This window comes from Thalassospira lohafexi (genome assembly GCF_002844275.1).
GTDB lineage: Bacteria > Pseudomonadota > Alphaproteobacteria > Rhodospirillales > Thalassospiraceae > Thalassospira > Thalassospira lohafexi.
Genome location: NZ_NXGX01000006.1, coordinates 103,411 through 128,563, shown reverse-complemented (window position 1 = coordinate 128,563; position 25,153 = coordinate 103,411). Strand labels below are relative to the sequence as shown.

23 protein-coding genes are annotated in these 25,153 nt (G+C 54.2%); 12 read left to right on the top strand and 11 right to left on the bottom strand.

The genetic code is table 11. The annotated features are described in order from the left end of the window. Positions 1-12: 12 nt before the first annotated feature. From COO92_RS15580 to COO92_RS15565, 4 genes are all read left to right on the top strand, one after another. Entirely contained in the window at positions 13-1,152 is a 1,140-nt protein-coding gene (locus tag COO92_RS15580) for a hypothetical protein (protein WP_165792377.1), read from the top strand. Between the two features lie 184 nt (positions 1,153-1,336). After that, the gene (locus COO92_RS15575; protein WP_022733416.1) at positions 1,337-1,942 is read left to right on the top strand and encodes a TetR/AcrR family transcriptional regulator; all 606 of its coding nucleotides are present in this window, start codon (positions 1,337-1,339) and stop codon (positions 1,940-1,942) included. Positions 1,943-2,014: 72 nt separating this feature from the next. Next, positions 2,015-2,482, top strand: coding sequence for a DUF2269 family protein (locus COO92_RS15570; RefSeq protein WP_101303570.1), 468 nt, complete (start codon positions 2,015-2,017; stop codon positions 2,480-2,482). A gap of 150 nt (positions 2,483-2,632) precedes the next feature. Further along, positions 2,633-3,061: a GlcG/HbpS family heme-binding protein gene (locus tag COO92_RS15565; RefSeq protein ID WP_101303568.1), complete on the top strand. Its 429-nt coding sequence runs from the start codon at positions 2,633-2,635 to the stop codon at positions 3,059-3,061. A 43-nt stretch (positions 3,062-3,104) separates the two neighbouring features. On the opposite strand, the gene COO92_RS15560 is transcribed toward COO92_RS15565, so the two are convergent. Beyond that, positions 3,105-3,845, bottom strand: a complete 741-nt coding sequence (locus COO92_RS15560) for a TlyA family RNA methyltransferase (protein ID WP_101303566.1) — start codon at positions 3,843-3,845, stop codon at positions 3,105-3,107. Between the two features lie 55 nt (positions 3,846-3,900). Then, positions 3,901-4,578 carry a GntR family transcriptional regulator gene (locus COO92_RS15555; protein ID WP_022733412.1) on the bottom strand — a complete coding sequence of 226 codons (678 nt, stop codon included), beginning with the start codon at positions 4,576-4,578 and terminating at the stop codon, positions 3,901-3,903. A gap of 318 nt (positions 4,579-4,896) precedes the next feature. On the opposite strand from COO92_RS15555, the gene dctP reads away from it, so the two are divergent. The 6 genes from dctP to COO92_RS15525 all read left to right on the top strand — a co-directional run bounded on the left by dctP (position 4,897) and on the right by COO92_RS15525 (position 11,829). Next, positions 4,897-5,904 (top strand): TRAP transporter substrate-binding protein DctP, encoded by a 1,008-nt coding sequence (dctP, locus tag COO92_RS15550; RefSeq protein WP_101303564.1) that lies wholly within the window; start codon positions 4,897-4,899, stop codon positions 5,902-5,904. 111 nt (positions 5,905-6,015) lie between these two features. Beyond that, the gene (locus COO92_RS15545; protein WP_101303562.1) at positions 6,016-6,705 is read left to right on the top strand and encodes a TRAP transporter small permease; all 690 of its coding nucleotides are present in this window, start codon (positions 6,016-6,018) and stop codon (positions 6,703-6,705) included. A 12-nt stretch (positions 6,706-6,717) separates the two neighbouring features. Further along, complete coding sequence (locus COO92_RS15540; protein WP_101303560.1) at positions 6,718-8,034, top strand: TRAP transporter large permease; 1,317 nt, start codon at positions 6,718-6,720, stop codon at positions 8,032-8,034. Then, on the top strand, positions 8,034-9,350 hold the full coding sequence (locus COO92_RS15535; protein ID WP_101303558.1) for a malonyl-CoA decarboxylase: 1,317 nt from the start codon (positions 8,034-8,036) through the stop codon (positions 9,348-9,350). The genes COO92_RS15540 and COO92_RS15535 overlap by 1 nt, the downstream gene beginning before the upstream one ends. Positions 9,351-9,361: 11 nt before the next feature. Next, positions 9,362-10,888, top strand: coding sequence for a malonate--CoA ligase (locus COO92_RS15530; RefSeq protein ID WP_101303556.1), 1,527 nt, complete (start codon positions 9,362-9,364; stop codon positions 10,886-10,888). 158 nt (positions 10,889-11,046) lie between these two features. Next, on the top strand, positions 11,047-11,829 hold the full coding sequence (locus tag COO92_RS15525; protein WP_101303554.1) for a glucose 1-dehydrogenase: 783 nt from the start codon (positions 11,047-11,049) through the stop codon (positions 11,827-11,829). 58 nt (positions 11,830-11,887) lie between these two features. Here COO92_RS15525 and dxs read toward each other — a convergent pair whose 3' ends face one another. From dxs to COO92_RS15500, 5 genes are all read right to left on the bottom strand, one after another. Continuing rightward, positions 11,888-13,807 (bottom strand): 1-deoxy-D-xylulose-5-phosphate synthase, encoded by a 1,920-nt coding sequence (gene dxs, locus COO92_RS15520; protein WP_101303552.1) that lies wholly within the window; start codon positions 13,805-13,807, stop codon positions 11,888-11,890. A 101-nt stretch (positions 13,808-13,908) separates the two neighbouring features. Then, positions 13,909-14,877, bottom strand: coding sequence for an alpha/beta hydrolase family protein (locus tag COO92_RS15515; RefSeq protein WP_101303550.1), 969 nt, complete (start codon positions 14,875-14,877; stop codon positions 13,909-13,911). Between the two features lie 11 nt (positions 14,878-14,888). Further along, positions 14,889-15,785 (bottom strand): polyprenyl synthetase family protein, encoded by an 897-nt coding sequence (locus COO92_RS15510; protein ID WP_240626462.1) that lies wholly within the window; start codon positions 15,783-15,785, stop codon positions 14,889-14,891. Positions 15,786-15,796: 11 nt separating this feature from the next. Next, complete coding sequence (locus COO92_RS15505) at positions 15,797-16,060, bottom strand: exodeoxyribonuclease VII small subunit (protein ID WP_022733402.1); 264 nt, start codon at positions 16,058-16,060, stop codon at positions 15,797-15,799. Positions 16,061-16,187: 127 nt separating this feature from the next. Further along, complete coding sequence (locus tag COO92_RS15500; protein ID WP_101303986.1) at positions 16,188-17,117, bottom strand: histone deacetylase family protein; 930 nt, start codon at positions 17,115-17,117, stop codon at positions 16,188-16,190. A 721-nt stretch (positions 17,118-17,838) separates the two neighbouring features. Between COO92_RS15500 and COO92_RS15495 the strand changes: the two genes are divergently transcribed. Continuing rightward, on the top strand, positions 17,839-18,153 hold the full coding sequence (locus COO92_RS15495; RefSeq protein ID WP_022733399.1) for an ArsR/SmtB family transcription factor: 315 nt from the start codon (positions 17,839-17,841) through the stop codon (positions 18,151-18,153). A gap of 111 nt (positions 18,154-18,264) precedes the next feature. Here the strand turns inward: COO92_RS15495 and COO92_RS15490 are convergent, their stop codons facing one another. From COO92_RS15490 to COO92_RS15475, 4 genes are all read right to left on the bottom strand, one after another. Then, positions 18,265-19,113 carry an EipB family protein gene (locus tag COO92_RS15490; protein ID WP_101303548.1) on the bottom strand — a complete coding sequence of 283 codons (849 nt, stop codon included), beginning with the start codon at positions 19,111-19,113 and terminating at the stop codon, positions 18,265-18,267. A 2-nt stretch (positions 19,114-19,115) separates the two neighbouring features. Then, positions 19,116-20,063, bottom strand: coding sequence for an SPOR domain-containing protein (locus COO92_RS15485; protein ID WP_101303985.1), 948 nt, complete (start codon positions 20,061-20,063; stop codon positions 19,116-19,118). Between the two features lie 173 nt (positions 20,064-20,236). Next, on the bottom strand, positions 20,237-22,024 hold the full coding sequence (gene aspS, locus COO92_RS15480) for an aspartate--tRNA ligase (protein WP_101303983.1): 1,788 nt from the start codon (positions 22,022-22,024) through the stop codon (positions 20,237-20,239). A 226-nt stretch (positions 22,025-22,250) separates the two neighbouring features. Next, on the bottom strand, positions 22,251-22,787 hold the full coding sequence (locus COO92_RS15475; protein WP_101303546.1) for a SixA phosphatase family protein: 537 nt from the start codon (positions 22,785-22,787) through the stop codon (positions 22,251-22,253). Positions 22,788-22,976: 189 nt separating this feature from the next. Here COO92_RS15475 and COO92_RS15470 point away from each other — a divergent pair, with 189 nt between their 5' ends. Continuing rightward, complete coding sequence (locus COO92_RS15470; RefSeq protein WP_101303545.1) at positions 22,977-25,124, top strand: RNA degradosome polyphosphate kinase; 2,148 nt, start codon at positions 22,977-22,979, stop codon at positions 25,122-25,124. Positions 25,125-25,153 lie beyond the last annotated feature (29 nt).

Here is a 25,153-nt window from a genome sequence, read left to right as displayed (position 1 = left end):
CGTCTAGGTGGCATGAACCCAATTTTGCTCAAAACATTGATGTCACTTGCATCCTCCAACGCCTCTGGCGCCCCTCGTGCTGCGGGGGGTATGGATGCCAATTTGCGCAATCGCACCGTTCTTTATCCCGATGAACCGGTCGATCTGCCGCGCTGGGGTATTTCCGCCCTACCCTCGATGATCTTGGGGGCTGCGCCGCAAACGTGCCTGTTTGTGAATGATCTTTCTGTTGGCTCTGCCAGCACGGATCACGGAGCTGGCTCGGACAATATGTCCGATCATGACGATGCGGACCAAGCCAGTGAGACCGTCTCGTTCTCGCTTGCACTTGATAGCCCCCCGGATAAGACAAGCGGGCTTACCGCGCGCAAAATCACATGGCAACTTTCCATGCCGATTGCTGGCTATCGCGACATTAAAACCAGTGCCAATAGTGCCAGCGTTCGCGCGCCCGTCATCCGCACACGCATGCAATTGCGCGGCATTGACCGTGACGTTGAAATCGGACTTTTGGAAATGGCTGGCCTCGAACAGCCACTTTTGATCGGACAGGATACACTCGGCGATCAATTCTTGATCCGCCCGGACCGGGCAAAAGACGAAAAACCCGCAACCCCGCCCTCTGCCAATCTGGCTGCGAACACACCCGAGGCTGCGTCAGACGACAAAGACAAAAGTGCGCCCAAAGATGCAGCAATACAGAACGGCGACACAACCCCATCGACACCGGCAACTCCGACTGACGTCGCACCTGTCACACCGCCTGCGTCCAATGCACAACCACCGTCAGACACATCAACCGATACCAAGAATGCCGACAGCGCCGTGACAGCATCCACACCCGATGCTGCCACACCAACCGCCGATTCCCCAACGCCACCAGCGGCACCTGCCACGCCATCACCGGCACCAACACCGCAACCAACACCATCCGCCGACGCGGCCAACGCACCTCAAGGCGCACCTGCGTCTGATCCTGCACAAGCAACGACAGAACACGCAACAGAGACACCCCCGTCTCCTGCGCCGCAAACAGATACCACGAGCACAGAAGCAAACACGTCCAACACCCCATCAACCCAACCGACAGCTCCGGTCACACCGCCGTCACCAAACGAAACCCAACCCGAACCAAAGCCAGAAAACACCTAAGTTCAGCCCAAAAATGACATCAGCTTTGACAACAATCTTCCTCCCCCTAAACGCACTGCGCCGCCCATTTGGGCGGCGCTTTTGTTTGAAAGCCGGGTGAGAAACATAAAATACACCCTTGCATCGGGATATTTTTCAAGATAATGTAAACAGAGTTAACATAAGAAAATAGAGATGCAAACTTATGGGGAAATACCACCACGGTGACGTCCGCAATGTCCTGCTGCAAAAAGCCGAGAACATCCTGATCGACGAAGGCCCCACCGGGCTTTCCTTGCGCCGTCTGGCCCGCCTGACCGGTGTGTCGGAAGCCGCACCCTATCGCCATTTTGACGGTAAGGATGGCATTTTGGCGGCAGTGGCGATTTCGGCTTTTGAACGCTTTGCGCAAAAGCTCGAAGATGTTGCCGCCCGCATTGACACGCATGAAGACCGCATCATGGCGCTTGGTGCGGCCTATGTCGGCTTTGCCATCGAACACCCCCAACATTTTCGCCTGATCTTTGGCCGCGAACGCCCGCCGCTTGATCAATATCCCGAACTGCGTGATGCAGCCGACAACGCCTTTGATGTACTGCAACGCGCGGTGACATCGGTGGACCGCAAAGCCGAAATGACCCTGACCGAGGCCGCGACCGCCTATAACCGCGCCCTTGCCGCCTGGAGCCGCGCGCACGGTATCGCCATGCTGGTGATTGATGGCATGATTGCGCCCCCCGCAGATATCGAACTTGATGATTTCGTGTTGGGATTATTGGCCGAGGATTTAAACCGTACAGACGCCGCCTGATCGTGCAACGCAAAATTCTCGTAATGCTCATGTTGCTAGTTACAGCACACATTTTTGACCTTGGGACACACCATGGAATATTCCATTGTTAAGCTCGTGCACCTTTTGGGTGTTATCCTGTTTATGGGCAACATCATCGTTTCCGCTCTTTGGAAAATTCAGGCTGACAAGACCGGAAATCCTGTCGTGATCGCCTTTGCGTGCCGTCTGGTAAATATGACCGATCTGGCCTTTACCGCATTTGGTGCCGCCCTGATCATCGTCGGCGGGATCGGCCTGTTTCATGCCACCGGCATTGCCATTTCCGACGCCCCGCATTTGACGATTGGCATCAGTCTGTTTGGTATGGCTGCTGTTTTGTGGTTGGTCGGGTTACTGCCCCTTCAGCTGTATATGTCCAGAATTGCGACCCAAACCGCTGCGAAAGGGCAGGATGTCATGCCAGCGGCTTACGATAAATGTCGCAAGCTCTGGGGCCTTGTTGGCTTCATCGCCACCGCCCTACCACTTGGCGCGCTGTATTTCATGATTTTTAGATGATGGGGTTCGTGACGCTGTGACGCGTAGCATCAAAGCCGCCACCGCGCAGTTCCACCATACGGAAAGACGTTTTATGTGATTGATCACTCTTCAGCGCTGCCCATAAGATGCCGCCAACTGAAGAACCCTCAATCCACCGGAGACGCTGTTATGTTGACCATCAAACGCCTGTCGATCGAAGACGCCTATATCCTGATTGAAGGTGCACGTGCGCGTGCCACGGAAATCGGGGTACCGATGTGCATCGCGATTACCGATGAGTCCGGTGTTTTGATCGCGTTTGAACGCATGGATGGCGGCAAGGTCACCAGCACGACAATTGCACAGGACAAATCCTTCACAGCATCGGGTGCGCGCAAGGCAACCCATGAATATGCCGCCGCCGCCCAGCCGGGAAAACCGGCCTACGGCATTGATTCGGAAATTGGTGGGCGGCTTTCAATTGTTGCCGGTGGCCTGCCTGTCATGGTTGACGGCGATTGCGTTGGCGGCATCGGGGTAAGCTCCGGCACTCCGCCACAGGATCAGGATTGCGCACAAGCCGGGATTGATCATTTCCTGAAAAAAATCGGCAAATAAGGCCCGGAATTTCAGCGGGAAATCTCTACGAAATCGGCGTTGTTTACGCCGATTTCCGCCCGCCAATCAAAAACTCAACATTGCCTTCCGGTCCGGTGATCGGGCTTGTCGCGATCCCCAAAACATCCCAGCCCGGCAAATTGCCCAGCCACTCGGAAATGGTATCGCAGACTTCCTGATGCAGCTCAGGCTCGCGCACGACACCCTTTTTGCCCACCCGTTCCTTGCCGACTTCAAATTGCGGCTTGATCAGTGCAATCACATAACCACCGGGCTTGACCCGCTCCAGACTGGCTGGAAGTACGGTGCGCAGGCCAATGAAGCTGGCATCGCAGACAACGATATCAATCGGGTCGGGAATGTGTTCTTCGGTCAAATGTCGCGCATTGGTTTTTTCCATGACAACCACCCGGTCATCATTGCGCAGCTTCCAGTCAAGCTGCCCCTGCCCGACATCGACGGAATACACCTTGGCCGCACCATTTTGCAGCAAGACATCGGTAAAACCACCCGTCGATGATCCAACATCGACACCAATAAAACCGGTCACATCAAGCCCGAAATGCGACAAGCCCTTTTCAAGCTTGAGCCCACCGCGTGATACCCATGGGTGCGGTTGCCCGCGTAGGGTCACCGCAATGTCTTCCTTGCACTGCATGCCCGGCTTATCAAGCCGCTGCTCACCGCTAAAGACATTGCCTGCCATAATAAACGCTTGCGCCTTGGATCGGCTTTCCACCAATCCACGTTCCACAAGCAACTGATCCAAACGTTTCTTTGCCATCCGCGGTTTTTAGCGCAAACGATTTAAAAGGTCACGCACGGTGTTGAGATTTTGGTCAGCTCGCCAACGGCTCCAGATACCCGCGCGGGACAATCGCCAAAAGGTCATTCAACGCTTCGCCCTGAACGGCAACATGCTGATGCATGAGTTTCCCGGCTGTCTGCGCATCCCCGGTCGAGATGGCGGTCAGAATATCTTCGTGCTCGGCATTTGATTTTTTGACACGGCCCGGCCGATGGAGCTGCAAACGCCGATACGGCGCCAAACGGTTGCGAACATTCTTGGTCTGGCGTTCAAGAAAGCTGTTGCGGCACCCGGCATAGATCGCTTCGTGAAAACTGACATTGGCCTCGTAATAGGCATCCGCGTCGGCGTGCTCCTGAAGCGCATCACACGCCGCTGCCAGCTTGATCAGGTTTTCAATATCGACACGCGGCATGCGCCGTGCGGCAAGACGGGTACACATGGCTTCAAGTTCTGCCATGACTTCGAACATTTCGATTAGTTCGCCGACCGTGATCGCGGCAACAATGGTGCCGCGTCTTGGCATGGTTGCGACAAGCCCCGATCCGGCAAGCGTTTGCAGCGCTTCACGTACCGGCGTGCGCGAAACTCCGAACCGTTCGCTTAACGACCGTTCATCAAGTTTGTCCCCCGGTTTAAGAACACCGGTGACAATATCGCGCTCCAATTTCTGCACCAAATCGGTAGCAAGCTTTCCGTTCTGCGCCATCAACGCCCTCATTCAACAACCATTCACTGGTATACCAGAACACATAATCTGGCACTAATCAAAACCTTTTGGACGTCTGCTCAACGTGTTTTTGTGCTGCACTGCAAAAGTTATTTCCCGGTTTTCCGGGATTCCAGCGCAAACACTCAAGCGCGAGTTTGTGGCACTGCGAAACGCATCTCTGGTATACAAAATTGCATGGACAGGATGCCAGAAATCTGTAACGCTTTCTCTCAATGCGAAAACCGCATCAATAAAAAGACGCGTAAAAGCCCATTCAAATGCATTTAGAACGCATGCTTCATCCGGGAGGAAAAGATGAAGATTTTTAAGAAGACCCTTTCGGCGTCCGTCGCCGCCATTACCATGTCTGTTGCCGCTTTTGGTATGTCTGCATCAGCAGATGCTGAAACCCTGAAGCTGTCGCATCAGTGGTCCACCAGTGACATCCGTCACAAGGTTGCACAGATCGTTGCCGACGAAGTCAAAGCAGCCAACGTTGATCTGGAAATCCAGATTTTCCCATCAGGCTCCCTGTTTAAAGCGAAGGAACAGTGGACCCCGATGACACGTGGCCAGCTTGATATGATTGTTTACCCGCTGGCATATGCCGGTGGTCGCGTTCCAGCAACCAACCTGACCCTGATGCCGGCCCTGGTTAAAAACCACGACCATGCCAACCGCATCAATGAATCTCCGTTCATGGAGAAAATTGAAGAACTCCTGAACGAAGACGGTGTTGTCACGGTTGCCAAAGGCTGGCTCGCTGGTGGCTTTGCATCGACCAAAGGCTGCATCCGCAAACCTGCAGACGTAAAAGGCCTTCAGATTCGTGCGGCAGGTAAATCCTTTGAGCAGATGCTTGAAGGTGCCGGTGCGTCAATCGCCGCAATGCCAAGCTCGGAAATCTATCCAGCCATGCAGACCGGCGTTCTTGATGCGACCAATACAAGCTCATCAAGCTTCGTTTCCTATCGTATCTACGAACAGGTAAAATGCTATACCCCGGCCGCAGGCAATGCGCTCTGGTTCATGTATCAGCCGGTTCTGATGTCGAAGGCGAGCTACGACAAACTGAACGACGCACAAAAAGAAGCGTTGGCAGCAGCTGCGAAAAAGGCAGAAGCCTATTACACCGCAGAAGGCAGCAAACAGGATTCTGACAGCATCGCGGTCTTTAAAGAAAACGGTGTTGAAATCGCAGAATTGAGCGACGAGGACTTCGCCGAATGGCAGAAACTTGCCATGGAAACTTCTTATAAGAAGTTCGTCGAAGAAACCCCGAACGGTCAGGAACTTCTTGATATGGCACTTGCCGTCAAGTGATCCGTCCGTGATGTGATTTGATGGTGGTGCCGGACGTTCCGGCACCACCCCATCATTTCCCAAAGAATATAAACAAACAGAACAATACGGTTCCGTCAGAGGAGTACGCGCGTGTCGAACGCCATGTCCCCGCACACACTTCCGATTGATCTGCCCGATGATTTCGCGCAGACACCAAGTGCGTCGCATTCCGTTAAATCCGATATGCCGCCCCCACCGGATGTCGAGCCGATCGATCCGCAAGATGCACAGGCAGAAGATCGTAGACGACCGCCCCAAGGGCCGCTTGATACGTTCATTGCCATCATTCATTTTGCGTCAAGAATTTGCGGTGTTGCCGCTGCTGCCATGTTTGCCTTGGCAATGCTGGTCATTTGTCAGTTGGTCTTCATGCGCTATGTACTGAATGCCTCCACCGTCTGGCAGACCGAAGCCGTTATTTTCATGATGATTGGCGCCACACTTGTTGGCCTGCCCTATGTCCAGTTGATCCGCGGGCATGTGAATGTCGATCTTTTGCCGCTGTATCTTAAAAGCACGGCCCGCATGGCACTTGCCGTTGTGACCTTGCTGTGTGGCATGGGGATCAGCGCCCTGTTTGCCGTCTATGGTTTGGAATTGGTTGTCGAGGCATTTGAAGGTGGTTGGCTTTCTGAAACCATCTGGGCTGTGCCTTTGTGGAAACCATATGCCGCTTTGCCCATCGGGTTTGGCTTGCTGTTTTTACAGTTCCTTGCCGATTTCCTGTCCCTGATCACCCGCCGGTCGACACCGTTCGATCTGCGTGACGACGCATTCTAAGGAGGCCGCACTATGGATCCCTTGCTTCTTGCGGCCATCGTTGGCATCGCAACCACTGTTGTTCTGTTTTCCGGCATACCTGTTGGCATCGGCCTTCTACTGGTAAGCCTTGGCTTTATCATCGTCTTTGATGGCACCGGTTCCTTGCCGCTGTTGCCAGAAATCCTGTTTGGTAAACTTGAAAGTTTTGAAGTTCTCGCCATCCCGATGTTCATCCTGATGGGGGCGGTTGTCGCCTCCTCCCGGGCGGGTGGTGATCTTTATTCCGTGCTTGATCGCTGGTTGACCCGCGTTCCGGGCGGTCTGGTTATTTCCAACCTTGGCGCCTGCGCAATTTTCTCTGCCCTTTCGGGTTCCTCACCTGCGACCTGTGCGGCCATTGGTAAAATGGGCATCCCGGCGATGCGTGAACGCGGCTTCCCCGATACGGTTGCGGCCGGATCGATTGCGGCGGGCGGAACACTTGGCATTCTGATCCCGCCAAGTGTCACCATGATTGTCTATGGTATCTCAACCGAAACATCGATCGGACGTCTGTTCCTTGCCGGTCTGTTGCCCGGGTTAATGTTGACGGCACTGTTTATGGCGTGGTCGCTGTATTCGACCTGGCGTCAGGGCAATGCGCAAGGCGCGCTTAGTGCTGTGAAATATAGCTGGAAGGAAAAATTTGAAATCCTTCCGCGTGTGTTGCCATTCCTGGTCATCATTGGTGCGGTTTTGTTCGCCCTTTATGGCGGCGTTGCAACCCCGTCTGAGACGGCCGGCGTTGGTGCCCTGTTCTGCCTGATCACGGCGATGATTGTCTATCGCATGTGGAAGCCCGGACAGCTGTGGCACGTTATGCGCGACACCACCAAAGAATCGGTCATGATCCTTCTGATCATTGGTGCGGCGGGCCTGTTTAGTTACATGCTGTCATCGCTGTTCATTACCCAGTCGATTGCACAGTGGATCTCCATGCTTGATGTCAATCGCTGGGTCCTGATGGGCTTCATCAATATCTTCCTGCTGATCAGTGGCTTCTTCCTGCCGCCGGTTGCCGTGATCCTGATGAGTGCACCGATCTTGCTGCCCGTCATCATCAACGCCGGATTTGATCCCTATTGGTTTGCCGTGATCCTGACCATCAATATGGAAATCGGCCTGATCACGCCGCCGGTTGGTTTGAATTTGTACGTGATCAACGGGATCGCACCCGACATTCGCTTGCAAAGCATCCTTAAGGGCGCGTTCCCATACGTTCTGTGCATGATTGCAGCGATTATCATTCTGTGCTTCATCCCGGAAATCGCCACCTGGCTTCCAGAAACGGTTATTGGAGGACGCTAATGTCAGGCATTTCTGTCAGAAGCTGGATTTCCAGCATTGCGGACCGTGGGCGGGAACTTCTTGACCTGCCACTGTCCACACCGCAAGACCAGTTCGCGCAGCTGACCGCCATGTGCAAGGACCTCGTTTCGCAAAAGGGTGAGGCCCGTGGCACGGCCATCGCCCGCGAAGTGGTCCGCATGTGGGAAAACCTGCCCGACGAAGACAATTTGCGTTTTTTCAAGATGATGCAAAATGACTTCAGTGCCGACCGTGCCAAAGTCACCAAGGCCGCCGAAGCATTTGCCAACGACCCGTCAGAACCCAATCTTGCGGTCCTGACCCACGCATCCGAACCCGTCCGTCAGGACCTGTTGCGCAAAATCAACATGGCCCCGGGCGGCACGCGTGCGATTGTCGATATGCGTGAAACCCTGATCGGGTTGCTTAAGACCAACCGCGATCTTGAACCGCTGAATGCCGACATGCAGCATTTGCTGACCAGCTGGTTTAACCGCGGCTTCCTTGAGTTGCGCCATATTGACTGGGATACCTCGGCCGCCATTCTTGAAAAACTGATCCGCTACGAAGCGGTGCATGAAATTCAGGGATGGGACGATCTGCGCCGCCGTTTGGCAACGGATCGCAAATGCTTTGCCTTTTTCCATCCGGCCATTCCCGATGATCCACTGATCTTTGTTGAAGTCGCCCTTGTCCATGGTCTTGCCGATAGTGTGCAGGCGCTTCTGGCACCCGAAATCGACAAAGCCGCACCCGAAACGGCCAACACAGCGATTTTCTATTCGATCAGCAACTGTCAGGCCGGGCTTAAGGGTATTTCGTTTGGCAACTTCCTGATCAAACAGGTTGTCGAAGAACTCAAACGCGAATTCCCCAAACTCAAACAGTTCGCCACCCTGTCACCCATTCCGGGCTTTGTCGGATGGCTGCGCACCCGTCAAAAAAGCAAAGCCGCCGATGCAAATATGGCGGGCAACGTTCTTGATGGCTTAAGCCAGGATAACTGGATGGATGATCCGGTTCAGGTCGAAAAGCTGCGCAAACCAACGCTTACCTTATGTGCGACATATCTTGCGACGTGTAAGCGCGGCAAATCGCCGCTTGATCCGACCGCACGTTTCCATCTTGGCAATGGCGCACAGCTTGAACGGCTGAACTGGCTCGGCGATACGTCGGACAAAGGATTGCGTCAGGCTGGCGGCATGATGGTGAATTATGCCTATCATCTGAACGATATTGAAAAAAATCACGAAGCACTGATGAATGACGGAAAAATCGCCACATCAAAATCCGTTGCACAGCTTGCCGGTATCTAAGGAACAAGACCATGTCAGATAATCTATTTCAAACCTTCCTTGACCGCTTCCCGGCAGACAAATCAAAGACCTTTTTGGTCGAGCGCGACGGCACGGAACGCAGCTTTGCCTGGCTGATTGACCAGACCGGGCGCTATGCCGCCGTTTTGGCATCCCATGGTGTCATCAAGGGCGACCGCGTCGCCGCACAGGTCGATAAATCGTCCGATGTCCTCGCACTGTATCTGGCCTGCCTGCAACTTGGGGCCATCCATTTGCCGCTCAACACCGCCTACACCGGTGACGAGATCGCCTATTTCCTGGGTGATGCGGCCCCGCGTGTCTTTGTCTGTCGCCCGGCAAACATCGATATCGCACAGGAACTTGGCAGCAAAAATAACGTCGGCACCGTCCTGTCGCTTGGCAGTGCCGGGGATGGCAGCCTGAATGATCAGGCCAAAAACGTGACCCCGCTTATTGATGTGGTTGATGCCAATAAGGATGACGTTGCTGCCATCCTGTACACATCGGGTACCACCGGCCGGTCCAAGGGTGCGATGTTGACCCATAACAATCTGGGATCAAACGCCAAAACGCTGCATTCCGCGTGGGGGTTCAAACCCGGCGATACGTTGCTGCATGCCCTGCCGCTTTTCCACACCCACGGCCTGTTTGTCGCCATCAACATCATGCTGATGAATGGTGGCAAGGTCATCCTGCTTCCGAAATTCGATGCTGATGATGTGATTGAACGTTTGCCGCAATCAACCGTTCTGATGGGGGTTCCGACCTTCTATACTCGCCTTCTCGCACATCCGCAGTTTACCAAGGATGTTACCGCTAACATGCGGTTGTTCGTTTCGGGGTCAGCCCCGCTTCTGGCCGAAACCCATGATGCGTTCTTTGAACGGACCGGCCATAAAATCCTTGAACGCTATGGCATGACCGAAACCTGCATGAACACATCCAATCCGCTGGACGGCGAACGCCGCCCCGGTGCGGTTGGCCCGACATTACCGGGTACCGAGGCGCGCGTCTGTGACAAGGATGGCAAGGTTCTTGGCGCTGGTGAAATTGGCGTCCTCGAAGTCCGTGGCCCGAATGTGTTTAAGGGATACTGGCAGATGCCTGAAAAAACCGCGTCGGAGTTTCGCTCTGATGGGTTCTTTATCACCGGCGATCTCGCCACCATCGGCGAAGACGGTTACATCACCATTGTCGGACGTGACAAGGATCTGATCATTTCAGGTGGCTTTAACGTCTATCCCAAAGAAGTCGAAGAAATCATCGCCGACTATGACGAAGTTGATGAAGTCGCGATCTTTGGCTTGCCCCACCCTGATTTTGGCGAAGCCGTTGCGGGTGTGATCGTCCCCGCAAACGGCAGCACGCCCGACACCGATGCCATCATCAAACGCACACAGGACAAACTGGCAAAATTCAAAGTCCCCAAACGCATCTGGATTTTGGATGAATTGCCGCGCAACACCATGGGCAAAATTCAAAAAGCCCAACTGCGCAAAGCCTACGAAGACACCTTTGCCACAGGACCTAAATAAACCACTCGCTATCTCCCGCTGCCGGACACGCAGCACCCAACTTCCGGTCAGAAACGTTCTGGCCGGATTTTTTTTGGGCCTTGCGCGTGCGCCCATCGTAAACCAGTTATGACATGTCCACTTCCGGCATATCCCCGTACTCCAGACAAAGGCCCGTCATGATTGATCACCCCGACCACAAAGTTGCGTTTGTCACCGGTGGCGCACAGGGACTTGGCCTTGGCATCACCCAGCACCTTTTGAAGTCCGGGTGGAAAGTCATGATGTTTGACCGTGATGAAGAAGCCGGGCATGAAGTCATGGCCGCACTCGACGATGAAACCCGGACCCGGTGCCTGTTTTTCCCCGGTGATGTTTCCAACGAAAAGGATGTCGCCATCGCCGTGCAACGCACGATTGACCGGTTTGGCCGCATCGACGGGCTTGTCAACAATGCCGGCATTGCCAATCCGCATTCCGGCTCGGTCGAACATCTTGACTGGGATGATTGGCAACGGGTGATCAATGTCAATCTTGGCGGTGTGTTTCTAACGACCAAGCACGCGACCCAGCACCTGCGCAAAACCAGCGGTGCCATCGTCAACATCACCTCGACCCGCGCGTTTCAGTCTGAACCCGACACCGAATCCTATGCCGCCTCCAAGGGCGGCATCGTCGCCCTTACCCACGCTTTGGCGGTCAGCCTATCGGGCGATGTCCGGGTCAATGCGATTGCACCGGGCTGGATTGAGGTTAGCGATTGGCAAAAACAATCCAACAAGTCGTCGCCCGACCACAGCGAAACCGACAAATCGCAACATCCCGTCGGGCGCGTTGGCACGCCAGAAGACATCGCGCAGGCTGTTTCCTTCCTGCTAGATCCTGCACAATCGGGATTTATGACCGGGGAAACCATCCGGATTGATGGCGGCATGACTCATAAAATGATCTATGCCGAATAAAAAACGCCGCCCTTTTTCGGGCGGCGTTTTCAGTCAACAATCTTCATCACCAGTTTGATCAGGCCCGCGCCTTGCTTTCGCTCAGTCCCAACGCACCAAGGGCGGTTTTGACAATTGCCTTGGCATCAAGGCCCGCTTTCTCATACTGGATTTCCGGCTTGTCATGATCCATCAACACATCTGGCAACGCCATGGTGCGAATTTTAAGCCCGTTATCAAGCAACCCTTGGCCCGCCATATGTTGCAACACCATCGCACCGAACCCGCCGATTGATCCTTCTTCGATAGTGATCAGGACTTCGTGGTTGCGTGCAAGGTCAGCAATCAATTGATGATCCAGCGGCTTGGCAAAGCGCGCATCAGCCACCGTGGCGGGCAATCCGCGTGCGGCAAGGTCTTCCGCGGCAATCAAGGCCTCGGCCAGACGCGTGCCATACGACAGAATGGCAATCTTGCCGCCTTCGCGCAGGATACGGCCCTTACCGATCTCAAGCACCAGTCCCTCGATCGGCATTTCAACGCCAACCCCTTCGCCGCGCGGATAGCGGAATGCACTGGGGCGATCATCAATCGCCCATGCGGTCGTGGTCATATGCACCAGTTCGGCCTCATCGGCCGCCGCCATCAACACAAAGTTCGGCAAACAGCCAAGATACGCAATGTCATAGGCCCCGGCATGGGTGGCCCCATCGGCCCCGACCAATCCGGCCCGATCCATCGCAAAGCGCACCGGCAAATTCTGAATTGCGACATCATGCACAACCTGATCATAGGCACGCTGCAAGAACGTCGAATAGAGCGTACAGAACGGTTTATATCCTTCGCACGCCATCCCGGCGGCAAAAGTCACCGCATGCTGTTCTGCAATCCCGACGTCAAACGCACGGTCCGGGAAATGATCGGCAAAGATGTTCACCCCGGTGCCCGATGGCATGGCCGCAGTAATCGCGGTGACTTTGTCATCCTTTTCGGCCAGCTTGACCAGTGTTTCGCCGTACACCTTTGTGTAGCTGGGCGCATTGGGCGTCGGTTTGGCCTGTTTGCCGGTGACAACATCAAACTTGGCAACACCGTGATATTTATCCGCCGCATTTTCCGCCGGACCATAACCCTTACCCTTTTGCGTCACCGCATGGATCAGGATCGGGCCGTCAACCTTGGCATCGCGCACGTTTTTCAAAACCGGCAACAGATGATCCATGTTGTGACCATCAATCGGCCCGACATAGAAGAAACCCATTTCTTCAAACAGCGTGCCGCCCGTGACCATGCCACGGGTATATTCTTCAAGCTTGCGAGCGGCTTCTTCGATCTGACGCGGCAAATGCTTGGTCAGGCCTTTGGCCGCATTACGCAGCCCCTGATACCCCTTACCGGAAATCAGGCGCGACAAATACCCCGACATGGAGCCCACCGGCGGGGCAATCGACATGTCGTTGTCATTCAAAATCACAATCAAACGCTGATCGGTGGCGGCGGCATTGTTCATCGCCTCATAGGCCATGCCCGCACTCATCGACCCATCGCCAATCACGGCAATGACGTTTTTACGTTTATCTTCGGAAAGCTGGTTGGCAACCGCCATCCCAAGACCAGCCGAGATCGAGGTCGAACTATGCCCCGCCCCAAACGGGTCATATTCAGACTCGGATCGTTTGGTAAAGCCCGAAAGACCGCCGCCCTGACGAATGGTGCGCATACGATCACGCCGCCCGGTCAGGATTTTATGGGGATAGCATTGATGCCCGACATCCCAGATCACCCGGTCATAGGGCGTATCAAACAGGTAATGAATGGCAACCGTCAGCTCAACCACACCAAGGCCCGCGCCAAGATGGCCGCCAGTGACCGATACGGCATCAATCACCTCGGCGCGCAATTCATCGGCAATCTGCTTCATCTGAGCAGGCTGCAACGTGCGCAGGTCTTCCGGAGTGTTCACCGTATCAAGGAGCGGGGTCTTGGAGGTCGTGCTCATACCGATCTCAATTTTCAATTTTTTATAAGACGATTGTTACAACAGGGTGACGTGTTAAGCCCGATGTTGCAAGCAGCGTAAAATAGCGGGGTTCACCTGATTTAGCGACCCTGAATTTCACCTGTTTTCACATGCTGCAAAAAGCCATAAACAACCTGCTCGACCGTGCGGTGAATGGCCTCTCGATCCCGCCCGAAATCCCGGCATAAAAAGCCGAAATTTTCGGCAATATAGGGCGTACATTTGGGCAAAAATGAATAATGCCCTGCGCCCTTGATCCGAACAAATTTTGCACGGCCCTTCAACAGCTTGCGAAAATGCGCTGCATTGACATGATCAAGCAGGATTTCATCTGTATCCGCCTCAACAAACAACATCGGCACATTGATATCGGCCAATCCATCATCGGTTGCCGCCACCCCAAAGGCCGGCGTAATCGCAATCACGGCCGAAATCCGCTCGTCGCGTACGGAAACCACCGGCTCACCATATCGACCTTGTAGCCCTTCAATGTGATGATCTTGCGGCGCATATTGGCAAATCACATGGTCTTTATCCGCATTGACCGCGCAATAGCTTTTCCACGCCCTGGCATCAAAATTCCATCCGGCCATCTTAAGCACCGTCGCCCCGCCCGCCGAATGGCCAAGGGCATAGATTTTATCTTGATCAATATGCGATGCGATATCGCCGTGATCCAGCAACAGATCAAGGGCGATTTCCATTTCACGCGGACGGCGTTCAATGATCGTCAATTGGCGCGCATCGGATGGATCAAGGTAATTGTCCCCGGCATGCTGCGGGGCGGCAACGATATACCCCCGCCGTGCGAGATATTCCGCCAACCAGAACTGGTTAAACCGATGCCCTTCCGACCCATGCGAAAACACCACCATCGGAAACGGCCCATCGGAGGCAAACGCCGCACCGCGCGCCGCAGTTGACGCAACACCCATATGCCGAACCGGGTTTTCGGGCGCCTCCGCCGGATACCAGATCGCCAATGGGAACGGGTCTTTATCAAACAGCCGGTCGCGAAAACCGGCTGTATACTGCGGCTGATCCGTCATATTAGGCGCTCTTAACGACCACGCTCAACCACAAACCGTGCGACGGCGCGCAGTGGTTCGGCCTCATCGTCAAAGCACCCCAGATGATTGATCGCCTGATCACACAGCATTTGCGCCTGATCACGGGCCTGATCAAGCCCGAGCAATTTGACGAAGGTTGACTTGTCCTGATCAACATCCTTGCCTGCCGTCTTGCCCAGTTCTTCCGAACTTGCCTCAACATCAAGAAGGTCATCCTTGATCTGGAACGCCAGCCCCATGTCATGGGCGTAGGATCGCAATGCCATGCGAATACTTTTTGGCGCCTTGCCCAAAATCGCCCCCGCTTCGCAGGCAAAGGCAAACATCCGGCCGGTTTTCAAAAGATGCAAATGGGTCACTTGCGCCTGATCAAACGACTGGCCCTCGCCCGCCAGATCAATCATCTGCCCGCCGACCATGCCATTCGGTCCGGCCGCACGCGCCAAGGCCCGCACAAGATCGGTGCACACACGCGGATCGGGATGGGTATCCTCATCAGCAATCACTTCAAAGGCTTGGGTTAACAGGGCGTCGCCCGCCAAGATCGCCGTCGCCTCGTCAAACTGCTTGTGGCAGCTTGGCTTGCCACGGCGCAGATCATCATCATCCATCGCCGGTAAATCGTCATGGATCAGCGAATAGCTGTGCACCATTTCAACAGCAGCCGCGACCCGAAGGGCCGACCGGCGCGACACCTTAAACAGGGATGCGGAGCTCAGCACCAAAAACGGGCGCAGTCGTTTGCCATCGCCCAGGGTTGAATAGCGCATCGCCTGATACAGGCGTTGCTCAATCTGGCCATTGGGACGTGGCAAAATATCATCGAGCGTCTCGCCAAGATCGGCAGCAGCAACACTCAGGCCGGCAAGCAGGTCATAACTCACCACGCGGTCTCCGATTATTCAATTTCAGTGGGGGTAGCAGCCGGACGGCCATCTGCATTCAGGGTAATTTTCTCAATGCGCTCTTCGGCGGTGCGCAGCTTGTCCGCACAATGGCGTTTAAGCGCCGCACCACGTTCGTAGGATGCAATCGCGTCATCAAGCCCGACCTGACCTTGCTCAAGCTGACGGACAAGGGTTTCAAGCTGGCCCAATGCCTCTTCAAAGCTGAGTTTGGCGATATCTTCGGGGATGGCGGGGGATGCAGTAGCCTCGGACATGTAAGCTCCATTAATTTGATTGGCGCGGAGTTTACGCTCTGATCGGTTTCAGGGCAACCAGACAGAACGGAATTTCGTCATCATGAAACATTCGCGCGAACCGCAATAACAACCCCTTAGCCGCCCCTCAGCCCATCATAAGTGTCCGCACATGCATCAGCACACATTTCGCCAGCGACGGCAGGTCATAGCCCCCCTCAAGGATCGAAACCACCCGCCCCTGACACTGTGCATCGGCAAGTGCCATCAATTGCTGTGTCATCCAGACAAAATCATCATCGGAAAACGCCAGTCCAGCCAGCGGATCGTTTTTATGGGCGTCAAACCCGGCCGAAATGATCAGAAGTTCCGGCTTGAACGCAGCAATGCCCGGCAATACCGTTTGCGTAAAGGCATGCTGTAGTTCTGCCGTGCCCGATCCGGATTCCAACCCGACATTAAGGATATTATTGGCACATCCGCGTTCGGTTTCCGCCCCCGTGCCGGGATAAAGCGGCCATTGATGGGTGGAGCAATAAAACAGATCGGGATCGTTCCAGAACAAATCCTGTGTGCCATTACCATGATGCACATCGAAATCCATCACCGCCACGCGCTTGATCCCGTATGTATCGCGCGCATGACGGGCGGCAACTGCGGCATTGTTAAACAGGCAGAACCCCATCGCACGATTATATTCCGCATGATGACCGGGCGGGCGTACGCCGACAAACGCATTGCGTTCGTGCCCCGCCATCACCGCATCCACCGCAACACATGCCCCGCCCACCGCACGAAGGGCGGCATCCCCCGACCCCGGCGACACATAGGTATCGCCATCAAGGGCGACCATACCCTCAGTCGGGATCGATGCCATGACGCTATCGACATAGTCGGGGTCATGCACCGACTTGATCAGATTGATGTCTGCTTTCGGGGCTTCTTCACGGTGCAGGAACATGAATTCCTCAGACTCAAGCACACGCTGTATCACGCGCAACCGATCGGGGCTTTCGGGGTGTCCCGGCCCGGTGTCATGTTCGATGCAATTGTGATGGGTCACAAACAATGTCGCCACGGTCTGGATCGCCTTCCTGTTTTGGTTTCCCTGTATGGCCAGCGGCATATGAACGGCCATAACGGCGCGATGACACGGGATGCTTCGCGCTCTTGTGACTGGTTTTGTTTTAGCAGCAGAAATGAACCGCTACTTTGTTCTAAATCAGCACATCAGACCGTGTTATCGCAAGTTCTTTAACCGGCGCTGATAGGTCTCTGGCTTTTTCGTCATCCACCGAGTCTGCGAATTGGAACTGTTTTATGATCGGGTGTGACGGATCGCACAGCCTTACATAATAAACGTGTGATATTCGATAATCATGATGAACAAAATCGAAAAACCACGTCACCATCAATCGACCAACAGATTGCCCTAAAATAGGCGCAAAAACTTTCTAAAGTAGTGTAATACGTTAGAAAATCTGTAGAATTCCATTTCCGGGCGAAAGTCGGGATACATTTTCGGCATTCGACAGACGGACAACAAAAACAAGTTTATGACCAAAGCAATGCGGTTTTCCGCAAGCGTCTGTGAAAACACTATCTTGACAGAAACGTCATATACTTGAGAATAAGGTGCATACTGATTTGATCGGGTTGAATTGTCCAAACCTTCCCGGATAATTGGTTGTAGAAAGCATGGAAATACTTCTTAAAAGTTGCCGTCAGCGTAAATGGTAACTATATGGTATTTTCATTGGGACAATGGCCCGTTGAGGCCATGTTTATAAGGAAGCCAAATGGAATTAAACCATCTGGAACACAATGCCGAGCAGGCAAGCACCCTGCTTAAGGCTATGAGCAATCAGAGCAGACTGCTTATTCTTTGCCAACTTAACGAAGGCGAGAAATCGGTCGGCGAGCTGGAACGGATTGTCGGACTGAGCCAGTCCGCACTATCACAGCATCTGGCCCGCCTGCGTCGCGACAAACTGGTGAAAACCCGTCGCGAAGCACAAACCATCTATTATTCTCTTCAGGGTGATGACGCACTGCGCGTGATCAAAACACTGTATGGGCTGTATTGCGAAACAAGCAATGCTGCCGCAGCCTGAAGACAGAATAGCGGGATCTCCCCACAAAAAAAGCCTGCCAGAAATGGCAGGCTTTTTTTGTGGCTTCGTTTCGCCCCGAACCTGAACGGTCCAGTCAACGAACAGCAATCCTTATTTACCGCAATCAGGTGCCGGCAACTCGGTCACTTTATCAAGCGTCCCAAGAACGGCAAAATCGCCATAGTCAAATCGTAATGCGTGCGCGACACCATTGCGCGCCAGATCAACCGCCATTTCGGTTGTCGGCCCATTTTCCGCCTCGCCAAGCGGGTAATACGCAAGGTTCATGCGATGGAATGGCACCTTGGTCAGACCGCTTTGGTCGTTGGCACTGCTATCTACCGTTTTGGCGTCCGAAATAACAACCGCCACCCGATTGGTCGGGGCATCGCCGCTGCCATCAAACACCAGATCATTGGCAAACTTTTCGCCCTCTTCGGCGCGTGCAAGCAACTGGATAGAATGTTGTGTCGGGAACATCGTATCAGCCGGCAGTTCGTCGACCACCTCAACCGGCTGTTCATAGGTGACCTTAACGCCGTCGCTTTCACGTACCGCGTCACCAACAACCTCATCAACCTTCGTGCCGTTCAGATAATCGCGCATGCGAAAACGATAACGGGTGCCGTCAAAGTTTTCCCACTGGGTCATCGAAAATGCCGAATTGATCGGCGTGCCTTCGGTCCCCTGAAGGATCATGATTTGCTGCATCTCGGTGATCCAGCCATCACAGACCTTTTCAAACCGATAGCCAAGCGCACCTGTCGCATCGACAATCGAACTGCCCTGATCGGATCGGGACATTTTGAAATTATATTCTGCCGTATGGGAAACCAGCGCAGACTGCGCCGATGTCACGTTTCCGGCCTGTGCAGCACAACCCGAAACGCCCAAACACAAGATCAGCGTCCCTGCAAAGGAACGCCGATGTTGATCAATATTTTTAAGAAACCCAGACAAACTTATTCTCCGGTAGGAGCAATTCCAACAATCCAGGGATCTTTAACCCCCTTTTTGGCAGCAAGAAGGCGCAAATCATTTGCATGCTCGGACGACAGCGGACCAACCGCAACACGCAGATAATCACGTCCCTTGACCTTAGCACTGATCAGGCGCGGTTGATATTCATGATAAAGTTCCAGTGCGCTATGCGCCCGTGCCTGATTGCTAAAGCTTGCCAGCACCACATACTCACCGGGCAACGGCACGGTCAACACATCCCCTGCCATCACATCGCTATTGGCATCGGTTTCAACCGGCTTTGTCACCCGTTCGACAGTGTCGCTCACGATGGTGGTATCAACCAAGGCAGCCGTTTGCGTTTCACCGACAACATCGGCCGGTGTTTCGGCCGGAACATATCCGGCAATCGCGGCGTTGGCTTCTGCCTCAACATTAAGCGGATCGTTGGTGCGCGCATATTGCGTCATCGTGCGTGACGGCAGTTCGTCGGATGCAGCCGCAATTTTCACCTCTGATACCGGCGCAGATACCGTCTCTGCGGCTTTGGTTTCTGGGGCACGTGGGGGCAAATCTGTTTTGACGACGGTCTTGGACACACTGCTTGGCGATGCCGGACGTGACCAGTCTTCGGCCGGGGCGTTCACCGCATAGATTTCCGGACGTGCAGTGCGGATTTCCTGTTTGATTTCCGGCTCGCCCATCACCGCAAGGGCGGATGCCTGTTCGGCAAGGATTGTGTCATCATCCTTGCAGATATCGTCGGAAAACAGCGGACGATGCAAGGCACAATCACGATCTGCGACCACCGAAACGGCGTGATCGGTTGTGCTTTTCCCCGTGGTCACATAGCTGATTAAATCACCGGCCAATTTGGCAACGGTCAATTCCACCGGCCCGCCACACGCAGAAAGCAACAACGGTGCCGCGACAACAAGTATCTTCTTCACAAGGCCATCCCCCGACGGATCGATTTTGTTTTCAACCCGCACTGTGGATCAAGGGCAGTTAATATTAGGTAAGCGACCTGGTGAAACATGTGCGGAAACCATCGCCCCCAAAACAAAACGGCCCGGTAAAAACCGGGCCGTTTGATGTAGTCTGATTGGGATGACGCCCAAAATCAGTCTTTTTTGACTTTGGCAGGCATCTGCACACGCAGATGAAGCTCTTTAAGCTGCTTGTCTTCGACACCGGACGGCGCGTTCATCATCAAATCCTGTGCCTGCTGGTTCAGCGGGAAGGCAATGACTTCGCGAATGTTCGGCTCGTCGGCCAGCAACATGACAATACGGTCAACACCCGGGGCAGAACCACCGTGCGGCGGGGCGCCGAATTTAAATGCGTTCAGCATGCCACCAAACTGTTCTTCGACCACGTCCTTGCCATAACCGGCGATTTCGAACGCACGGTACATGATGTCCGGACGATGGTTACGAATGGCACCCGATGACAGTTCGATACCGTTACACACGATGTCATACTGCCATGCCTTGATATCAAGCGGGTTCATGTTCTCAAGTGCGTCAAGTCCACCCTGCGGCATCGAGAACGGGTTGTGGCTAAACTCGATCTTGCCGTCGTCGTCTTCCTCAAACATCGGGAAATCAACGATCCAGCAGAACTTGAACATACCTTCTTCGCGCAGTTCCAGCTCGTCACACACCTTGTCACGAACTTTACCGGCGAATTTGGCAGCAGCCAGTGCCTTGTCACAAACAAAGAACACCGCGTCGCCATCGGCAACACCAGTAATTTCCTTAATCTGCGCTATGCGCTCCGCATCAAGATTTTTGGCAATCGGGCCTTTTGCTTCGCCGCCTTCGGCAAAGACGATATAGCCAAGACCAGCAGCCCCTTCGTCGCGCGCCCAGTTATTCAGCTTGTCAAAGAAGCTGCGCGGGCGGGCAGCCGCACCGGTTGCCTGAATGGCACGCACGACCGAACCTTTTTCGATGTTCGATGCAAAGATGCCAAAGCTCGACCCACGGAACGGCTCGGTAACGTCGCTGATCAGAAGCGGGTTACGCAGATCAGGTTTATCCGACCCGTATTTCGCCATGCTCTCATCAAACGGAATGCGCGGGAACGGGAATGGCGTCACATCACGATCACCGCCAAACTCGACAAAGATGTCATGGAGAACGGGCTCAATCGCGGCAAACACGTCTTCCTGAGTGGCAAACGCCATCTCGAAATCAAGCTGATAAAATTCGCCCGGTGACCGGTCGGCACGCGCATCTTCATCGCGGAAGCACGGTGCGATCTGGAAGTATTTATCAAACCCGGACACCATCAGAAGCTGTTTGAACTGCTGGGGTGCCTGCGGCAGGGCATAGAATTTACCCGGATGCATACGCGACGGCACGAGGAAGTCGCGTGCACCTTCTGGCGAGCTTGCCGTCAGGATCGGGGTCTGGATTTCCAAGAATCCCTGCGCGGTCATTTTCTGACGCATCGCCGAAATCACGTTCGAACGCAGAACGATATTTGAATGCACGCTTTCACGACGCAGATCAAGATACCGGTGACGCAGGCGAACTTCTTCGCCGTATTCAACATCGCCAAACACCGGCATCGGCAGAACATCGGCAGACGACTGAACTTCGATGTTCGATGCGTAAACTTCGATCTCGCCGGTCGGCAGGTTCGGGTTGATGGTCTCGGCGGTCCGTTTAACCACCTTGCCATCTACCGTGATCACGCTTTCGGCGCGCGCCTTATCAAGCACTTCAAACAGCGGGCTTGAAATGTCGATGACGACCTGGGTGATGCCGTAATGGTCGCGCAGATCAACAAACAGCAGGTTGCCGTGATCACGTTTACGGTGGATCCAGCCAGACAGGCGAATTTCCGCGTCGGCGTCGGTCGCGCGCAGCGCATTACAATTGTGTGAGCGAAAAGGATGCATTGTCATTCCAGGTTGCTTTATATTTTGGGCCGCAAATTTGGCCGCAAAGGTGCATGCCAGTCCCGCGCTGTCAAACAAAAAACGCACCGCAACACCTGCGCCACAGTAAATCCGGGGCGTTTGTGTAGGGTGTGTTCAAAGCCGATCATGCACGGCATCAAAATTTCAGCGGTATAAAACGCTTCTGGGGGCACCGCGTCAAGTGCGGTCTCGCCGTTGGGCGCAATCAATCCGCACCGATCTTGGCTGCTTGCAGTTCCTTGACCTTGGTAAAGCCCATCATCCGCCCGGTCTCAAATTGGGTATCGGCCCAGTTTTCCACATCAAATTCGAAATGCGCCAAGGCACAGGTTGGATATTTGCGCTCCATCATCGCGCGCGCAGCGTCATCCCCATCGCGGTACAATGCTTTGGCAAAATTCTCGATGCCGGAATTATGACCAATGATCATCACCCGTTTTGCTTCGTCATGGGTGTGATGAAGACATTCAAGCAACGTGCGTTCGCTGGCCATATAAAGATCTTCGCTATAGATCACATCCGCATGCCCGGCAAAATCACGCCCCAGCAGGCCTAGTGTCTGCACCGCACGTGCCGCAGTCGAACACCAGATAAGGTCTGGAATCAGATCATGTTCACGCAAAAAGCGCCCCATAAAGGGGGCTGCCTTTTCCCCGCGACGGTTCAGTTCACGGTCATGATCAACCCGGCTCGGATCAGACCAGCTCGATTTGGCATGCCTTAGAAGCAATAACGTCTTCATGTCTTCGTTTCGCTAGGGTTTAAGACGGTGTTCTTCCATGCCATATCGCAGCCTTGGATGCCATCAGAAAAACTGACACATAACTTTAAGAAAATTGCACGGGCGTAAGCAGTTATCCTATACTCCATTTACAACCGGGCCATGTCGCATAAATTCAAAGACATTCCCTCAATCCGCAGGAGGCATAGCGTGTCACACGCCGCTGCAGTTCAATCAAGCGCGATCACCATTGATTCGGAAAGCCGCTTCATCAACCGCGAACTTTCTTGGCTGGCTTTTAACAATCGCGTACTTGAAGAAGCCCAGAACAGTGGTCATCCGCTGCTTGAAAGGCTGCGTTTCCTGTCGATTTCAGCCAGCAATCTGGATGAATTCTATATGGTCCGTGTCGCCGGGCTCGTCGGACAGTTGCGTGCTGGCATGACCAAGGTCAGTCAGGATGGCATGAGCCCGTCTGAACAGCTGCGCGCCATCACCTTTGATGCCAACCAGTTGATGCAGGATCAACAACGCATCTGGCGTCAGCTTAGCCGGGAAATGGAACAGCAGGGCATTTCGGTGATTGATCAATCCGATCTGACCCAGACCGACCGCAAGTGGCTTGATGGCTATTTCATGCGCGAAATCTTCCCGACCTTAACCCCGCTTGCGATTGACCCATCCCACCCCTTCCCGTTCATCCCGAACCTTGGCTTTACCATCGTCATGCAGCTGTTTGACCCGGCGGACGGGCATAACATGCGTGGTCTGATCCCGGTTCCGCAAAAAATCGGTCGTTTCTTGCGCCTTCCGGGCCGCAATGAACGCTATTTGCCGGTCGAACAGGCGATTTTGCTGTATCTCAACAAGCTGTTCCCGGGTTTTGATATGATCGAACACGGTTTCTTCCGCGTCATCCGCGATTCGGATGTCGAGATCGAAGAAGAAGCCGAAGATCTGGTCCGCGTCTTTAAAACTGCCCTTAAGCGCCGCCGTCGCGGCAGCATCATCCGCCTTAAGGTCAACGCCCATATCCCCGAAGACCTGCTTGATTTTGTCATCGACGAATTGGATGTCGCACTCGAAGAAGTTGTGAAGGTCGATGGCCTTCTTGGCGTTGTGGACGTCAAACAACTGATTGATTCTGATCTGCATCATGATCTGCTGTTCGCCCCCTATTCGCCGCGTTACCCTGAACGCGTACGTGACTTCGGCGGCGATTGTTTTGCCGCGATCAGCAAAAAGGATCTGGTGGTTCATCACCCGTTCGAGGACTTTGACGTTGTCGTGCAGTTCCTGCTGCAAGCTGCCCGTGACCCGGATGTGGTCACCATCAAACAAACGCTTTATCGCACATCGGAAAACAGCCCGATCGTCAAAGCCCTGATTGCGGCGGCCGAGGCCGGAAAATCCGTCACCGCCATGGTCGAACTTAAAGCCCGCTTTGACGAAGAAGCCAACCTGCGCTGGGCGGCCGATCTTGAACGTGCGGGTTGTCAGGTGGTCTATGGCTTCCTTGATTGGAAAACCCATGCCAAGGTATCGCTTGTTGTCCGCCGTGAAACCCATGGGCTTCGCACGTTCGTTCACTTTGGGACGGGCAACTACCATCCGATCACGGCAAAATTCTATACCGATATTTCGTTCTTCTCGTGTGATCCGGCGCTTGGGCGTGATGCCGCCAGCATCTTTAATTTCATGACCGGCTACGCCACTCCGCGCTCGCTTGAAAAAATCGCCATCGCCCCGCACACCATGCGTCCGACCCTTCTGGCCCACATCGATCAGGAAATCGAAAACAGCAAGGCCGGCAAGCCATCTGGCATCTGGGCCAAGATGAACAGCCTGGTCGATCCTGTGGTGATTGATGCACTTTATCGCGCCAGCGAAGCCGGGGTTCACATTGAACTGATTATTCGCGGCATTTGCTGTCTGCGTCCGGGTGTACCGGGGCTTTCGGAAAACATCCGGGTCAAATCGATTGTCGGACGGTTCCTTGAACATTCGCGCATTGTTGTCTTTGCCAATGGGGCAAAGCTGCCCTCGCGCAAGGCCAAGGCGTTCATCTCGTCGGCTGACTGGATGCCGCGCAATTTGAACCGCCGGGTTGAAACGCTGGTCCCGGTTGAGAACCCGACCTGTCAGCGCCAGATCATCGAACAGATCATGATTGCAAACCTTAAAGATACAGCGCAGGCTTGGTATTTGCAGCCCGATGGTTCATATGAACGCTGCGAAGGCGGTGAAAAAGCGTTTTCGTCACACAAATACTTCATGACCAACCCGTCCTTGTCTGGTCGCGGAAGCGCGCTTAACGAGGCGGATCCGAATGTCCCCGTGCTGCAGCTCGATGACTAATGTGGCCAAATTGAAGACCGACGACCAAC

What these genes read in the sequence shown, in the direction of transcription:
- COO92_RS15580 (WP_165792377.1), top strand. Translation starts at nt 13, where the DNA reads ATGAACCCAATTTTGCTCAAAACATTGATGTCACTTGCATCCTCCAAC.
- COO92_RS15575 (WP_022733416.1), top strand. Translation starts at nt 1,337, where the DNA reads ATGGGGAAATACCACCACGGTGACGTCCGCAATGTCCTGCTGCAAAAA.
- COO92_RS15570 (WP_101303570.1), top strand. Translation starts at nt 2,015, where the DNA reads ATGGAATATTCCATTGTTAAGCTCGTGCACCTTTTGGGTGTTATCCTG.
- COO92_RS15565 (WP_101303568.1), top strand. Translation starts at nt 2,633, where the DNA reads ATGTTGACCATCAAACGCCTGTCGATCGAAGACGCCTATATCCTGATT.
- COO92_RS15560 (WP_101303566.1), bottom strand. Translation starts at nt 3,845, where the DNA reads ATGGCAAAGAAACGTTTGGATCAGTTGCTTGTGGAACGTGGATTGGTG.
- COO92_RS15555 (WP_022733412.1), bottom strand. Translation starts at nt 4,578, where the DNA reads ATGGCGCAGAACGGAAAGCTTGCTACCGATTTGGTGCAGAAATTGGAG.
- dctP (WP_101303564.1), top strand. Translation starts at nt 4,897, where the DNA reads ATGAAGATTTTTAAGAAGACCCTTTCGGCGTCCGTCGCCGCCATTACC.
- COO92_RS15540 (WP_101303560.1), top strand. Translation starts at nt 6,718, where the DNA reads ATGGATCCCTTGCTTCTTGCGGCCATCGTTGGCATCGCAACCACTGTT.
- COO92_RS15535 (WP_101303558.1), top strand. Translation starts at nt 8,034, where the DNA reads ATGTCAGGCATTTCTGTCAGAAGCTGGATTTCCAGCATTGCGGACCGT.
- COO92_RS15530 (WP_101303556.1), top strand. Translation starts at nt 9,362, where the DNA reads ATGTCAGATAATCTATTTCAAACCTTCCTTGACCGCTTCCCGGCAGAC.
- COO92_RS15525 (WP_101303554.1), top strand. Translation starts at nt 11,047, where the DNA reads ATGATTGATCACCCCGACCACAAAGTTGCGTTTGTCACCGGTGGCGCA.
- dxs (WP_101303552.1), bottom strand. Translation starts at nt 13,807, where the DNA reads ATGAGCACGACCTCCAAGACCCCGCTCCTTGATACGGTGAACACTCCG.
- COO92_RS15515 (WP_101303550.1), bottom strand. Translation starts at nt 14,877, where the DNA reads ATGACGGATCAGCCGCAGTATACAGCCGGTTTTCGCGACCGGCTGTTT.
- COO92_RS15505 (WP_022733402.1), bottom strand. Translation starts at nt 16,060, where the DNA reads ATGTCCGAGGCTACTGCATCCCCCGCCATCCCCGAAGATATCGCCAAA.
- COO92_RS15495 (WP_022733399.1), top strand. Translation starts at nt 17,839, where the DNA reads ATGGAATTAAACCATCTGGAACACAATGCCGAGCAGGCAAGCACCCTG.
- aspS (WP_101303983.1), bottom strand. Translation starts at nt 22,024, where the DNA reads ATGCATCCTTTTCGCTCACACAATTGTAATGCGCTGCGCGCGACCGAC.
- COO92_RS15475 (WP_101303546.1), bottom strand. Translation starts at nt 22,787, where the DNA reads ATGAAGACGTTATTGCTTCTAAGGCATGCCAAATCGAGCTGGTCTGAT.